The following is a 13,250-nucleotide window of genomic DNA, read 5'->3' on the forward strand; positions in this document are numbered from 1 at the left end:
GTCTGCTTCAGGGGCCGGAAGGCCCCTGTCTCTCTGCCTGCGGGGAATTTGGCTGTGCCGTTTTTTTGCGTTTTAACTTCATTTCACTGATCAGCACGCCCAGTACGATCAGCGCTCCCCCAAGCAGGGCGATGGCAGGCAGCCTTTCACCGGCGATGCGGCCGACAATACCAGCCCAAACCGGTTCTCCCGCATAGATCACCGTGGCGCGCGTAGGTGAAACGCTGCGCTGCGCCCAGTTCATTGTCACCTGAATCAGGGCGCTGGCCATCCCGAGTCCCACAGCGCTGTAAAGCAGATAGGGGCTGAAAGACGGCACCGTCTCTCCGTTCGGGGCCATCATGATAAAACCAAACACCGACGCCGCCGCCAGCTGGATCACCGTAACCCGCTGGACGTTAACTTTTCCGGCACTGGCTCCAATCAGAATAATTTCCGCGGCAATCGCCAGCGTACTCAGCAGGGTGGCGATTTCACCGGCGTTTAGCGCCAGTTCACCGCTTTCCGGGCCCGCCAGCAGCAGCAGACCACCAAATGCCAGCACGATCCCCGCCCACGACATCAGACCCGGCATCCGGCCGAGGAAAACCCACTGTAAAATGGGCACCAGCGGCACGTATAGCGCCGTGATAAAGGCCGATTTGCTGCTGGAAATGGTCTGCATGCCGTAGGTTTGCAGCCCGTAGCCCAGACCAATCGCCAGCCCTATCAGCGTGCCGGCCTTGATCTCGTACCAGGTCATTCCGCGCAGCACGCGCCAGGAAATAACGCCCAGCAGCAAGGCCGCCGTGGCAAAGCGCACACCAATAAAAAAGAACGGCCCACTGACTGTCATGGCATGATGGACGGCCAGAAACGTCCCGCCCCAGACCATGGTAATGAGGATCAGTACCCCTTCCTGGGGATTCACTGCAAACTTATAACGAGAAAACAAACCTGACATCAGAGTACTCTGCTGAAAATTTGGCGTCAGTGTGAGGGGTTAGCTGAGGAGGGTCAAGCGCTGTACATGGGGGCCGTCTGCACCGCCGGAAAACCGGCGGTGGGTGGCATCCCTGATTATGCTACGTCGTCCGTTTTACTTTTGCTGCCACGACTGTTTCGGCCGCCTTTTTCCCCGGCGGCAGAGGCGCGCTTAGGGTCATTTTTAAAATTTCCCCCGCTGACCTTCCCACCTTTGCGTCCCGCTTCTGATGCTCTTTGACGGTCTTCAGCGAAATTTCCAGATCCACCACGATGTTCTGCCATTTCTTACCTCCGATATAGTTAAGACATCATTCTGCATTGTGCCCGCTCACGCTGTGATGAACCGGTGCAATGGCAGCAGACGCTGTCGTCTGCCACCTGATTAAGCGTAGTGTATACCGTGGGGGATGTGCTCTTCCTGCCCGTTCCCTGTGCCGGGAAGGTGGGAACATGCTGATTTCTCCTCTTAATTTTTATTAATGGATTGTGGCAAAAAATGTGGTGGCAGGCGATTTTCCAGGCAAATGCTACCCTCGCCACGGACAGTTCACCCCCGCTCTTCTATACTGATAAGTCACCTTAATAACGGACGACATCAACCCAGGAGAGCATTATGGCGACACAACAATCGAAAGCTCATCACGTTGGCGAATGGGCCAGTCTGCGCAACACCTCCCCCGAAATTGCCGAAGCCATTTTCGAGGTCGCAAATTACGACGAGCGGCTGGCTGAAGGGATCTGGGCGCAGCAGGGAAGTGATGAGGTGCTGTTACGTGCCTTTGAAAAAACCGATGCCGATGTCCTGACCTGGGACAGTAAGGTGGTTGAACGCAAGAACGTGTAGCACAACGGCGGGCAGCGACGCCCGCTCTGATAATCAGCCCGGTGAGACTCGTCCGAGAACCGAAACGACCTTCATTCTGTCGACTACCCTTATACCGGGTTAACAGATTACAGCCAGAACCCGGCTGATTACTGACACTATCCAAAGGAGGCATCATGCCGTACCAGACGATTAATCCCGCAAGTAATAAGCTGATCAAATCCTGGCCCGACCACAGCGACAGCCAGATTGAACAGGCACTGGCCACGGCTGACGCGCTGTATCACTCTGACTGGTCTAAAGGGGCGATGCAGCCCCGTCTGCAGGTGCTGAAAAAGCTGGCAGACCTGATTGACAGCCGTGTTGACGCTCTGGCTGAAGCCGCCAGCGTCGAGATGGGCAAACTCATTGAACAGAGCCGGGGCGAAGTGCAGCTGTGCGCACAAATCGCCCGCTATTATGCTGAGAACGCAGAGCGTTTTCTTGCACCCACCCCGTATCCCACAGAGCTGGGCGAAGCGTGGGTTGAGAACCATCCCATTGGTGTACTTGTCGCCGTTGAGCCGTGGAATTTCCCTTTCTATCAGCTGATGCGCGTACTGGCACCGAATCTTGCCGCCGGCAACCCGGTGCTGGCGAAGCATGCGCAGAATGTGCCGCACTGCGCTACCCTGTTTGAATCACTGGTAACGGAAGCCGGTGCTCCTGCGGGAGCCTGGACAAATATTTTTGCCAGTAACGATCAGGTCGCCACGCTGATTGCCGATGACCGGGTGCAGGGCGCGGCGCTGACCGGCTCCGAGCGTGCGGGCAGCGCCGTTGCGCAGCAGGCGGGCAAATACCTGAAAAAAACCACCCTCGAACTGGGCGGTAATGACGTGTTTGTGGTACTGGATGACTGCGACCTGGATAAAGCCGTGAAGGCAGGTGCAGGGGCGCGTCTGAGCAACTGCGGTCAGGTCTGTACGGCCGCCAAGCGCTTCCTCGTTCATGAGAAAGTGGCCGATCGCTTTATCGAAAAAATGACCGAAACGTTTAAAGCCGCAAAAATCGGCGATCCACTGGATGCCAGCACCACACTTGGCCCGCTGTCCTCGGCAGAGGCACGCGACAGCCTGCATAAACAGGTTCAGCAGGCGAAGGAAAAAGGCGCGAAAGTGCTGCTGGGCGGCGCACCGGTTCCGGGAGAAGGCTGTTTCTATCAGCCGACGATCCTGACCGGCATCACCCGCGATAATCCAGCCTACTTCGAGGAGTTCTTCGGCCCCGTTGCACAGATCTACATCGTGAAAGATGATGATGAAGTGGTGAAACTGGCCAACGATTCGCACTATGGCCTGGGCGGTGCGGTCTTTACCCGGGATATCAATCGGGGTAAAGCTCTGGCTTCCCGTATCGAAACCGGAATGGTGTACATTAACTCCGCGACCAATACGGCAGCCGAACTGCCGTTCGGCGGCGTGAAGCGTTCAGGTTACGGCCGTGAGCTTTCCGACCTGGGGATCAAAGAGTTTGTGAACCAGAAGCTGGTGGTGGTGAGCAGCGATTAATCGCATAGCGGGAGGCCGTAACGGGCTCCCGCAGGCTTAACGTCCTGGCATAAAAAAGGGGTGACCGGTTAGCCGGTCACCCCTTTTTACGTCTGAATGCGGAACCGCCGTCAGCGGCCGTTCCGATCCCTTAGTTTGTTGCCGGCTGGACCGCCGGTTTAGCCGGCGTCGCGCTGTCCGCTGCTGCCTTATCGGCTTTCGCTTTTTCGGCAGAAGCTTTCTCTGCGGCGGCTTTATCCTTAGCCGCCTGCTCAGCCGCAGCCTTATCCGCTGTCGCTTTTTCTTTCGCCGCTTTATCCGCAGCGGCCTTATCGGCGGCAGCTTTCTCGGCCGAAGCTTTCGCCTGGGCGGCTTTGTCCGCTGCGGCCTGATCTGCGGCAGCTTTATCAGCCAGCGTTTTATTGACTACGGCTTTTTCGTCAGCGGGTTTCGCTGCCGGTGTGGCTGCTGCTGCTGCAGGTACCTGCTCTGCCACCTGCAGCGGTGTACCCTGCAGGGACTTGTTTAGTACCTGCGTGAACTGATCCCATGAACAGAAACCGTTAGCATCGGTCGGGCAGCCGGCCATTTGCAGCGTCACACGCTTCGGTGGGTTTGCCAGTGACAGGACTTCTGCATCACGTAGCTGGCCGGTGGTCTGATAAACATATTCAACCTTCACCAGTTCGCGATCGTTTTTCTTGTCGTGCCAGCGCTGGAACTGAACCATGCCGCCAATCGGCGTTTGCTCATTTTGTCCTGGCAGATCGTAAGGTTTGAAATCCAGCGCGGTCAGCAGTGAGGCGATATTTGAATCATGCCCCACCATTAGCGTCACTTTCGGGGCGCTGGCTTTATCCTGGTCGATCAGCTGACTACGAATGTAGTCCACCAGTGGAGCCGCCACCTCACGGGCCACGACCGGAGAGGTAAACAGCGTGTCCTGATAGCCATTTTTAATCGCTGCCAGCTCTTTCCACTGTTCCGGGGTTTTAATCTGCCCCCAGGCGACCTGCTCCATCGGGAACCCTTCGTAATACTGCAGCGTAAAAGCATCGACCAGAGAATTACCGACTTTCAGCGGGCCTGAAACGTTTGGCTCTTTGCCATTATCGGCACTGAATTTATTCTGGTTAGTGCTGGAAAGATCGCACTGTTTTTTGCCGTCACAGGCCGGCGAATTTTTATAATCGATGATTTTTTCCAGGCGCTGGAAAGCCGGTTTTAACGCCAGTTTTTCGCCTTCGCCGTTGATGGCGGTCAGCGCCTGTTTGTTGAAGTCTTCGCTGTCGTTGGTGATCACCGGATTAAATACCGGGTCCATGGTTCCCATCTCGTCCTGGTGGGAAACGGCAATATCACAGCCGGGGAATGCGCCGGTGATAAAGAACTGCGCGGTCGCCACCGTGCGTTGCAGGCTGTTGGCGTAAGCATAGATATCATCCGGTGCCGGACACTCTCCGTCTTTCACCAGCCCCTGCTGCGCCAGCCACTCACGGGTATAGCGCCCCATGTAGACCTCCAGTACGCCCCCTTTGGTGGTCAGCTGCCCGCCGGGTACGTCCCACTTTGGCCAGGCCTTTTTAGTCGCCTGTGCCAGTACACTGCCATTGTCGGCTAACGGCGCGCGCAGGTTATGGCGGCTCATCATCAGGACTTGCTCAAGCTGATAATCACCATCAGCGGCCCAGGCAGGGATCGCGGAAAGTGCGGAGCAAACGGCCAGCGCACAGAGACTAAACTTTTTGATCATATGTATATTCCATTGATTCAAGGGGTGAACGTACCGGGCATAGTATGCAGCGCAGGCGCGTGCCGTGCATCAACGCTGACTCACCACAACCGCACTTCAGAGTGCAACGTCAGCGCATTGCTGTCGCCAGAACAGGCGGTAAATCATTAGTGAGAATATAGCAGACTCTGACCGCAGCGGTTTAGTGGCTTCAGGCGTTTGAAAAGAAACAAGATGTTTTTAGGAATGATCTAATCACCTGTTCTGCGAGAAAATAGCAGGAAAGCCGTGAAAACAGAAGGATAACCACGATAATTGCCCTGTCTTTCTCCGGCGTTATAAGTACGCCACCGTAAATAATACCTGCGTCTGGAAGCGACCGGGGCTGACCACCGGTGAACGTGCTTTCAGTACCGTGGTAAAATGGAGTTGATTATCCCCTTCGTTAAGCCGTTGCCAGGCGACAGGCTGATTATTCCGTACCGGCTGACCGTTTCGATCGCGCAGTTCAATCCCTACCGTCGTGTTCCCCTCCCCCACTGAAAACAGCCCGTCCGCATAAGACGTTCCCTGAAAAGTCACCTGTACCTGGTGGTGCAGCAGCGTGTGGCACCGGGCCAGCGCCAGATAAAAATCCCTTGCCGGTGAAGGATGACCGTTCTGCAGAGCTGCCGAACTGATCTCACCGAAATTAACCTCAATGCTGTCAGCGCCCGGCGCAATGGAACAGGGCGCATCCACGACCACACCTGACAGGTTTATTTTTCCGTAACCATTCTCTGCAGCCTGGCTGCCTGGTGCCAGCAGTAAGAGCCCCCCGAGGATAGCAGCGTACTTCATGACCTCTCCCTGTCTGTGGGTGACGAATAAAATAACCAGTGATACAGCTCCAGATTCTTTTGCATTCCCAGCTTGAGCATGACCGAACGTTTATAAGTGCTGATGGTTTTTGGGTGGAGCGACATGCTGCTGGCAATCTGATGCGGCGTTAAGTGAACGCGCAGATGGGCGAGCAGCGTTTTTTCCTGTGGCGTCAGGCGATCTTCTTTTAACGAGCGCGGATCGATAACGGTGATCAGACTATCCCTGTCCGGGATCAGCTGCAGTAACAGGCTGGCAAGCTGTGCCAGTGACAGCCGACGGTGGAGATGTTTTACCGGGTAGCCCTGCAGGCTTTCAGGCAGGGGTCGCCAGCCCGGTTCAGCGCGATCGTGAACCACCAGCAGCTGACTTTGCGCGGTTAACCGGCGTGCATACTGCTGCGACGCACAAAGCGAGACGGCTTCCATTCCGGTCATCATCAGGTCAACTGTTGTTACCTGCCGGACGGACAGCCTGACGACCACCTGAGAATAGTGGGATTGCAGAAAACGTAGGACCCCATCCGCAAAATAGCGATCGTGGTCAAACATCATCAGCGTCAGACGGCGAGGATCAGACATGTTTTTTCCTTAATCGGCAAGAACGATAAGCGGCTACAGCAAACTCATCACCAGCACTGCAGTGGCGCTGAAAGGACCGGTGTTGACCTCCTGACGCGCCGACCTCACCAGCGCGAAGGTGAAATCATCCCCCCCGGTACCATTAATAATCTGGCTGTTGATGCTCTCGAAGGGACGTATTCGTTTTCCCTGGTGGTAAATCTCTACCCCCAGGTCAGGGTTAGTGGTTTTGATGGCGTTGCCGGAAAAGCCACTGGCCTCCGCTGAGAGCGTCATTTTTATTGCCCAGTTGCGGGTGTCCTGGCACTGATAAGGGATGTGCACGTCACGGCGAAACGGGGTAAGGCTGGCACTCTGAGTGATTTCATTGCGGGCGACATAGCCAAAGTCCACGTTAATATCCTGCCCCTGATTAATCGCGCAGGTACCAGAGGTGTAATACGCATCATTAGCCGCGATCACCCGCCAGTTAGCAGTGAAAACACTCCCGGCGGGGGTGCTCCATTTGTAAAGCTGCATACTGGCCACGACCGTGCCGGCCTTGATCAGTACGCCGCGGCCCGGGTTATTTTTCAGCTGATAAAAGGCTTTCAGCTGCAGGTCGTGCCAGCCACCATCGCGCAGCGTATAGACTGTTATCGCGGAACCGATGGGATTCAGGTAACGCTGGCCGTTAACCTCCACGCCGCTGTTAAAAGAGGCATCCAGCGCCGTATTATAGGTTCCCGCATTCAGCCGCATATAATCGACATACGTGCCCGGAACCGTATTCCGGCAGGTGAAATACTGCGCGAGGTCGAACACCACCACATCGCCAATCATAATTTCCGGTGTCAGGTTGACCGTGACATCAATATTACGCTGGCCCACGGCGTCAAAGGCTTTACCGTCGCGCTTATCAATGCAGGAAAAAGCCAGCGCCTTGGCGGGCAACAACACCACAGCCAGCCAGAACAGCCGCCGTATCACGGGCGTTCAACGGCCTGGCAGACCGCCCCCCGACAGTGGAAGGCCAGCGTTGACCGTCCGCCGAAGTCATTAATATATTGCAGAACCGGTTCATCCCCCAGGGCGGCTGCACTTGCCCCGAGCGTGGCAGCGCTAAAAGGGGACACCATCACTGGTTCAAACCCGCTTATCGTCTCTTCTGCATGAGGCCGTCGGGCGTCAATAAGGGTAATGAAGTAACCGGTCGGGTTATGTATCTGGTAGCGATCGCCTTTCCGCGCCAGCGTGACCTGCTGCTGAACCAGAGAGGCAAGCTGAGTGGAAGAGCGGCGTAATGCTGCAGGCCGGTAAAATAATTTAATTTTGGTCTGCAGCGCAATTTGCAGCGTATTGGGTTGGTCAGATCGCGGCGGAATTTCCCGCAGATTAAAATAAAACAGCGACTCTCTGTCCTGAGCCAGTAAATTCACCGGCGGCAAAGACTGAATTTTTATCTGACTTTTGTCACCGGCGTCAATTCGCTGCACCGGCGGTAAAACGGTGAAAGGTGAATTAACCTTTCTGCCCTGCTGATCCTCAATCCACCCCTGAGCCAGATAGGGCAACTGATGACTTTCATTCGCCATCGTCAGACTGACGGACGGGCTTTCTGCTTCCACAATAATGCGTGTGCGATCGAGTGAAATAGCCGCCATGGCGGATAACGCACAGAGACCGATTGCCGCCGTGGAAAGCGTGACTGCCGCTGAGATGGAAATAAGTTTCATGGTTTTCACTCTCTGATTATTGATGTTACACATCCTCTTTTGCCCGGACAGGCTGACGCACACAGGGCAGCAGCAAGGCGGACAACGCACGATCGTTCAGCGCCGGCATGGCAATCTGACACTGGGGTTTGCCGCCCCAATGCACGGTCATCGTCTCGCCTGACGCCATACCACTCAGATACACAGCCCCACCGTCCGCCACCAGACCCACATCCTGCTGCCGTGCATTCAGCACCTGTGCGCCAAACGGCGGCGACGTGCCGTTTTCAAGGCGGATCACCGCCATCGCTTTCACACCCGCCACCACGGAAAACTGGCGATAGCCAATCGCCCCTTCGGTCAGGGTGGCGCTGACAATGGATGCGGTTACCGCGGCGTTATCCGGCAGACGGTTAATATCAATGCCGATCTGATTACGGTAATAACTGCTGATATCAGAAATCACGGCTTTGCCACGGGCGTTGCTGTAAACGACGCCGCCGCTGGCTCTGATGGGGATACCGGCCACACCGTCGGTATCAAGGAGCAAACGCGTTCCTCCCGGCGCATTCTGCCGGTGCAGAGCAATGCCTTTACGTGTGGCCGTTATTCCGCCCTTCAGCGTTGCGCCAATCGCCTGATAATGATCCTGCTGAACGTTAAGGCTGCCGGTGACCTGGCCGCTATTGCCGTCATGCAGGTAATATCCCGACAGAACCTGATGGTCATTTGTGGTGCCTGCGCTCAGGCTGTAACTGTCGTTATTCTCCAGCATCTGGTAATAGTTGAGCTGCTGACTGCGATTGTTTCGCCCGCCTGAACCGCTGTAGCTGAGCGTACTGCGATGTCCAAACGGCAGGGACAGGGACAGATACACGCCCCGATCGCTGAGCTGGTTATAGCGGCTCGACCAGCCTGAGAGTGACAGACTGATATTTTTCCACTGCATGACGTCAAGGTAGCGTGACAGGGCCAGGCTGTAGCGTTCGCTTTCGGGCCTGTCCCAGTACGTCTGCCGGTTGTAGCTGAACTGGGCACTGGCAGCTACAACTGGCAGATCCTGCGCCAGCGTGATGGTGTACATTTCACGGCTGTTGCTGCGGCTCTGCCTGTCGCCGAGGCTGCCGGCGTCGAGGAATTCTTCCATCGTCATAAACTGCCGTTCCGAAAAGCGGTAACCCGCAAACGTGACCTGGCTTCCGTAGTCATCAAAGCGTTTTGAATAACTCAGGCGGTAGGAATTCCCCTGACGGTTTTCTCCCCAGGGTAGACGGGCGACGGAATGGGTAACGTCAAATGACATGGCTCCCAGCGCCAGCAGGTCGCGGCCCACGCCGCTGGCCATCGACTGATAGTGCTCACTGGTGATAGCCCCACCGTACAGCGACCAGCCGTTATTGACTCCCCACGAAAATTCACCGCTGACGAATTCGGGGCCGTTGGTACGATGCTGCCAGTTGACAGGGCGACCCAGCGCCATCTTGTAACGCACCTGTCCCGGACGCGTAAGATAAGGGACCGCCGCCGTATTCAGCGTAAAGGTCTGGACGGTTCCATCCTGTTCCTCCACACGAACGTTAAGTTCACCCAGTACCGCGTCATCAATGTCCTGGATGCGAAACGGGCCTGCAGCCACCTGAGTCTGATAAAGCACGCGTCCCTGGTGCATCACCACCACCCGGGCATTGGTCCGTGCCACACCGGTAATTTCTGGCGCATAGCCGCGCAGATTAGGCGGCAGCATATTGTCATCGGTGATCACGCTGACCCCTGCAAAGCGGAAGCTGTCAAAAATATCGGATGCCAGATAGTCTTCCCCCACCACCAGCCGGGCACCAAGATGAGAAAGTGCGCGCCAGGCGTAATAACGGGTCCAGTCAAAGCGACTGCGCGTGGTGCCATCCAGTGAATCACGGCGACCCTGCCAGCTGGCACGCAGACGCCAGGGCCCCAGATTGGCTCCGGTGACCCCCGTGCCACTCAGGCTGCGCTGTTCGCCTGCCTGTTGGGTAAACCGTGCCTGACTGGTCAGGTTGTAATCAAATAACAGTCCAGGGATGCCTTCATCCCAGCGTGAAGGAGGGTCCCAGTTTGCTGACTGATACTCCAGAAAGGCCTGCGGTACGCTGAGAGTCAGCGTCGAGTCCGATAGCGACCCGCTGGCCTGCATCCCTTTCAGACTGCGGATATCGAGGCACTGGCCGTCATGCCACCACGTTAAAGCGTCTGCCCGTGCAGGACGTAATCCCAACTCGGAGACCAGCTGCGCGTTGAGGCAGGGTTCACTGCTGTCAGGTCGCGCTTCCGGGACAAAAAAATCGACAGGGCGTGCGGAAAGTGGCTCATTATTTAGCCGGATATTCATCGGATAGCGGCCCGGCATGATGTAACCTTTCTGCGTAAAACGAGAGAGATCGATATTCTGCCGGTCATCGACATCAAACAGATCGGTATTAAACTGGATGCGATCGGCCCGGGCTGGCCGGCCTGCCATATCCAGAGAAAGAAAAAAGGAAACTGCCACGATCCCCGACCATTTTATTTTTGAGGTTAATTTTTCCATCATCCATTACCGGGGCGACGTATGTTTTGGCGTGAAATCATCAAGCCCTTCTACTGGCCGGGACAACCACCCCGGCCAGATCGCTAATTACGGATAGGCCAGCGTAAAGTTAGTCACCGCAGTGAATGCACCGGTACCCACGGCAACCGGATCATCACTAGTGCCATCCCCTTTTAGCGCCGCTGTAAATTGCAGCGTATTGCTGCCGGTATTAATATTTTGCGCAGCGGTCGCCGTACCCAGTTCGATTTTTTTACCGCTGCCATCTCTCAGCAAAATACTGGCACCCGTTGCTTCTCCTGTGATCCCCAGACGACCGTCCACGCCAGATTTTCCGGTAAACGTAGCTGTCACACTTTTCTTCGTGCTGTTATCGCAGTTCTGTAAATCAATAGTAAATGGAACGGCTGTTTGTTCTCCGCCATTTGCCAGCAGGGTATTTGACACCTGACCCAGCGGTATTTTTTGATCGTCAACGTTAGGTGCTATAGAACAAGGGGCATTAACGATTGAACCATAGAAAGTCACTTTTCCGCTCCCTTCGTCCGCAGCATGGCCTACACCTGATGCAGCCAAAGTGAAAAGTGAAGCAACAGCAATTTTTTTAATTTCCATTTAGAACTCCTTGATTTTATCTTTTTACCGAACGCGTGTTTCTCACGAAGACCTTTCAATCATTTTTTAAACGATCGAAAGACCCATTACAGGTATTCCTTAGTGAAGCCACGCCATCCTAAAGAGATTAAAATTCAAGTCACTGTCCATTTTTGTTGTTAATTTAAAAACATTAAAAATCAAAAGGTTAAAACAAAAAACCCGTTATTTTAGTATAATTATCAAGTTGAACATAATCTTATAACGGCTAAATATCTGTAAAATATGATTTTTTATTTAAATCATCATAAATAAACTAAAAAAAACAGCACGATGAATATCTCAGAGTGTTGACATCACTGCTTACGGTTAATAAGATAATTCCTAACAACATATAATTCAGAAGCAAAGAAACAAACTTATGCCTTTCATTAGCAGGAAAAAATTATCGCTCGAAAAAAAATTAAGCGATCTCGCCAGGGGATTCAGGGAAAAGGAGAATATTGATGAAGCAATTAAATGCCATTACGACCTTCTGCTTAAACAGTATTTAACCAACCCTCTTTATTTTAAAACACTGTTCAAAGCCAATCGCTTTATTGTTGGATCTGCAATTTTAGGTATTTACTACACACGTCCCGGGAGCACCTTTAAAGACATTAAGCGGTTCTGTATTGGTAACGACCTGTTCAGTAGTAATTCTCTGGATTCATTTTTGTTATTTTTACGCGTTGGAGGACGACTTGAGGTCTATCGCGATCATCAGGACAAGCGAAAATTCAACTACAAACCGACACCTAAAGCACTCGAAGAAACGCGGCGCATGATTAATACCATGCTGGTTCCCTACTCCATGCTGTCGGATAAGGTTGATTTGACGTTTTACCAAACGCATAAAAACTTTGTGCCCGCATTTTTTAGTGCGTATTCAGAAGTGACGCTCAATCGTATATTCCTGCATGACATGGTGCCGGGCAGCGGAGAGTTTTTAAGCCGCGATGGTGGTCACATGATTATGTTTTATCTGTACCTGGAGAGCATCAGACAGAAATCGCGGGTCATTAAATACAATATTCTGAAAGCGGCGTTTTGCTGTGCCGTATCGCGGTCACATATCCGCCGTAGCCTGCAGGCTGCCGTGCAGATTGGCTTGTTGACTATTGAGGATGAGCTTCACCAGCTGACACTGAGCCGGGAATTTATGGATATGGTTAAGGACTATTTTTGCCTTTATCTGGCCAGTACGGTGCATGGGTTATCAGGGGTCACATAAACAAAAAACCCCGGGCTTTTATAAGCCCGGGGTCAGAATTGATGGTGGAAGCGTAGAGATTCGAACTCTAGAACGGTTTCCCGTCGCCGGTTTTCAAGACCGGTGCCTTCAGCCACTCGGCCACGCTTCCACACGGTTATCAGCTTGCTTAAACATACTTGCGCTAACTGATGGAGCGAAGTATAGGAGATGTTTTTTGCTTTGCCAAGAACATTTTTCTCTACTTTGTTGATTTTGTGAGCATTTGTGATCGATTGCTGTAAAAACAGTCAGCAGACGGGAAAAAACGTAATTGAGCAGCAACACAAGGGGGGATGGGCATTTACTGCGAGTGGACTTCGCACAAAGCAAAACGGGCCAGCTTTACGCTGGCCCGTTGGATTTGATGGTGGAAGCGTAGAGATTCGAACTCTAGAACGGTTTCCCGTCGCCGGTTTTCAAGACCGGTGCCTTCAGCCACTCGGCCACGCTTCCACAATGGGGCGCACTATAAACATCCCCGAACGCCTTGTAAAGTGGGTTTTGAATTAAGCCGCTAAAAAAGAGTTCAATCGCGTCCGACTGCCGATATTATCGCCAGTCTGCCGACGAAATCAGCCGAACAGCGCGTAAAGAAGGGTAAAACGCCTTTCCC

General features: G+C 53.8%; 12 protein-coding genes and 2 tRNA genes. 3 read left to right on the plus strand and 11 right to left on the minus strand.

Features of this window, described 5'->3' with window-relative positions:
* Nucleotides 1-7 precede the first annotated feature (7 nt).
* The gene (locus IFU29_RS06690) at nt 8-943 is read right to left on the minus strand and encodes a DMT family transporter (protein ID WP_191933242.1); all 936 of its coding nucleotides are present in this window, start codon (nt 941-943) and stop codon (nt 8-10) included.
* Between the two features lie 116 nt (nt 944-1,059).
* A complete protein-coding gene (locus tag IFU29_RS06695; RefSeq protein WP_191933243.1) occupies nt 1,060-1,248 on the minus strand; it encodes a general stress protein in 189 nt (62 codons plus the stop codon).
* 331 nt (nt 1,249-1,579) lie between these two features.
* Between IFU29_RS06695 and IFU29_RS06700 the strand changes: the two genes are divergently transcribed.
* On the plus strand, nt 1,580-1,810 hold the full coding sequence (locus tag IFU29_RS06700) for a YccJ family protein (RefSeq protein ID WP_191933244.1): 231 nt from the start codon (nt 1,580-1,582) through the stop codon (nt 1,808-1,810).
* Nucleotides 1,811-1,965: 155 nt separating this feature from the next.
* Nucleotides 1,966-3,339 (plus strand): NAD-dependent succinate-semialdehyde dehydrogenase, encoded by a 1,374-nt coding sequence (locus IFU29_RS06705; protein ID WP_191933245.1) that lies wholly within the window; start codon nt 1,966-1,968, stop codon nt 3,337-3,339.
* 130 nt (nt 3,340-3,469) lie between these two features.
* On the opposite strand, the gene agp is transcribed toward IFU29_RS06705, so the two are convergent.
* From agp to IFU29_RS06740, 7 genes are all read right to left on the minus strand, one after another.
* Nucleotides 3,470-5,071, minus strand: coding sequence for a bifunctional glucose-1-phosphatase/inositol phosphatase (gene agp, locus IFU29_RS06710; RefSeq protein WP_191933246.1), 1,602 nt, complete (start codon nt 5,069-5,071; stop codon nt 3,470-3,472).
* A gap of 315 nt (nt 5,072-5,386) precedes the next feature.
* A complete protein-coding gene (locus IFU29_RS06715; protein WP_191933247.1) occupies nt 5,387-5,890 on the minus strand; it encodes a fimbrial protein in 504 nt (167 codons plus the stop codon).
* A complete protein-coding gene (locus tag IFU29_RS06720) occupies nt 5,887-6,492 on the minus strand; it encodes a helix-turn-helix transcriptional regulator (protein ID WP_191933248.1) in 606 nt (201 codons plus the stop codon). Before IFU29_RS06720 ends, IFU29_RS06715 begins: the two co-directional genes overlap by 4 nt.
* A gap of 33 nt (nt 6,493-6,525) precedes the next feature.
* Nucleotides 6,526-7,461, minus strand: coding sequence for a fimbrial protein (locus tag IFU29_RS06725; protein ID WP_191933249.1), 936 nt, complete (start codon nt 7,459-7,461; stop codon nt 6,526-6,528).
* Nucleotides 7,458-8,207: a fimbria/pilus periplasmic chaperone gene (locus IFU29_RS06730; RefSeq protein ID WP_244633649.1), complete on the minus strand. Its 750-nt coding sequence runs from the start codon at nt 8,205-8,207 to the stop codon at nt 7,458-7,460. The genes IFU29_RS06725 and IFU29_RS06730 overlap by 4 nt, the downstream gene beginning before the upstream one ends.
* A gap of 25 nt (nt 8,208-8,232) precedes the next feature.
* The gene (locus tag IFU29_RS06735) at nt 8,233-10,710 is read right to left on the minus strand and encodes an outer membrane usher protein (RefSeq protein ID WP_342214456.1); all 2,478 of its coding nucleotides are present in this window, start codon (nt 10,708-10,710) and stop codon (nt 8,233-8,235) included.
* Between the two features lie 126 nt (nt 10,711-10,836).
* A complete protein-coding gene (locus IFU29_RS06740; RefSeq protein ID WP_191933251.1) occupies nt 10,837-11,364 on the minus strand; it encodes a fimbrial protein in 528 nt (175 codons plus the stop codon).
* Nucleotides 11,365-11,764: 400 nt separating this feature from the next.
* Here IFU29_RS06740 and IFU29_RS06745 point away from each other — a divergent pair, with 400 nt between their 5' ends.
* The gene (locus IFU29_RS06745; RefSeq protein WP_191933252.1) at nt 11,765-12,616 is read left to right on the plus strand and encodes a hypothetical protein; all 852 of its coding nucleotides are present in this window, start codon (nt 11,765-11,767) and stop codon (nt 12,614-12,616) included.
* Nucleotides 12,617-12,658: 42 nt separating this feature from the next.
* Here the strand turns inward: IFU29_RS06745 and IFU29_RS06750 are convergent.
* Nucleotides 12,659-12,746, minus strand: a tRNA-Ser gene (locus IFU29_RS06750).
* Between the two features lie 256 nt (nt 12,747-13,002).
* Nucleotides 13,003-13,090: transfer RNA gene (locus IFU29_RS06755), tRNA-Ser, on the minus strand.
* Nucleotides 13,091-13,250: the final 160 nt, after the last annotated feature.

The sequence above is a fragment of the Erwinia persicina genome, assembly GCF_014838825.1.
Lineage (GTDB): Bacteria > Pseudomonadota > Gammaproteobacteria > Enterobacterales > Enterobacteriaceae > Erwinia > Erwinia persicina_A.

What these genes read in the sequence shown, in the direction of transcription:
- IFU29_RS06690 (WP_191933242.1), bottom strand. Translation starts at nt 943, where the DNA reads ATGTCAGGTTTGTTTTCTCGTTATAAGTTTGCAGTGAATCCCCAGGAA.
- IFU29_RS06695 (WP_191933243.1), bottom strand. Translation starts at nt 1,248, where the DNA reads ATGGCAGAACATCGTGGTGGATCTGGAAATTTCGCTGAAGACCGTCAA.
- IFU29_RS06700 (WP_191933244.1), top strand. Translation starts at nt 1,580, where the DNA reads ATGGCGACACAACAATCGAAAGCTCATCACGTTGGCGAATGGGCCAGT.
- IFU29_RS06705 (WP_191933245.1), top strand. Translation starts at nt 1,966, where the DNA reads ATGCCGTACCAGACGATTAATCCCGCAAGTAATAAGCTGATCAAATCC.
- agp (WP_191933246.1), bottom strand. Translation starts at nt 5,071, where the DNA reads ATGATCAAAAAGTTTAGTCTCTGTGCGCTGGCCGTTTGCTCCGCACTT.
- IFU29_RS06715 (WP_191933247.1), bottom strand. Translation starts at nt 5,890, where the DNA reads ATGAAGTACGCTGCTATCCTCGGGGGGCTCTTACTGCTGGCACCAGGC.
- IFU29_RS06720 (WP_191933248.1), bottom strand. Translation starts at nt 6,492, where the DNA reads ATGTCTGATCCTCGCCGTCTGACGCTGATGATGTTTGACCACGATCGC.
- IFU29_RS06730 (WP_244633649.1), bottom strand. Translation starts at nt 8,207, where the DNA reads ATGAAACTTATTTCCATCTCAGCGGCAGTCACGCTTTCCACGGCGGCA.
- IFU29_RS06740 (WP_191933251.1), bottom strand. Translation starts at nt 11,364, where the DNA reads ATGGAAATTAAAAAAATTGCTGTTGCTTCACTTTTCACTTTGGCTGCA.
- IFU29_RS06745 (WP_191933252.1), top strand. Translation starts at nt 11,765, where the DNA reads ATGCCTTTCATTAGCAGGAAAAAATTATCGCTCGAAAAAAAATTAAGC.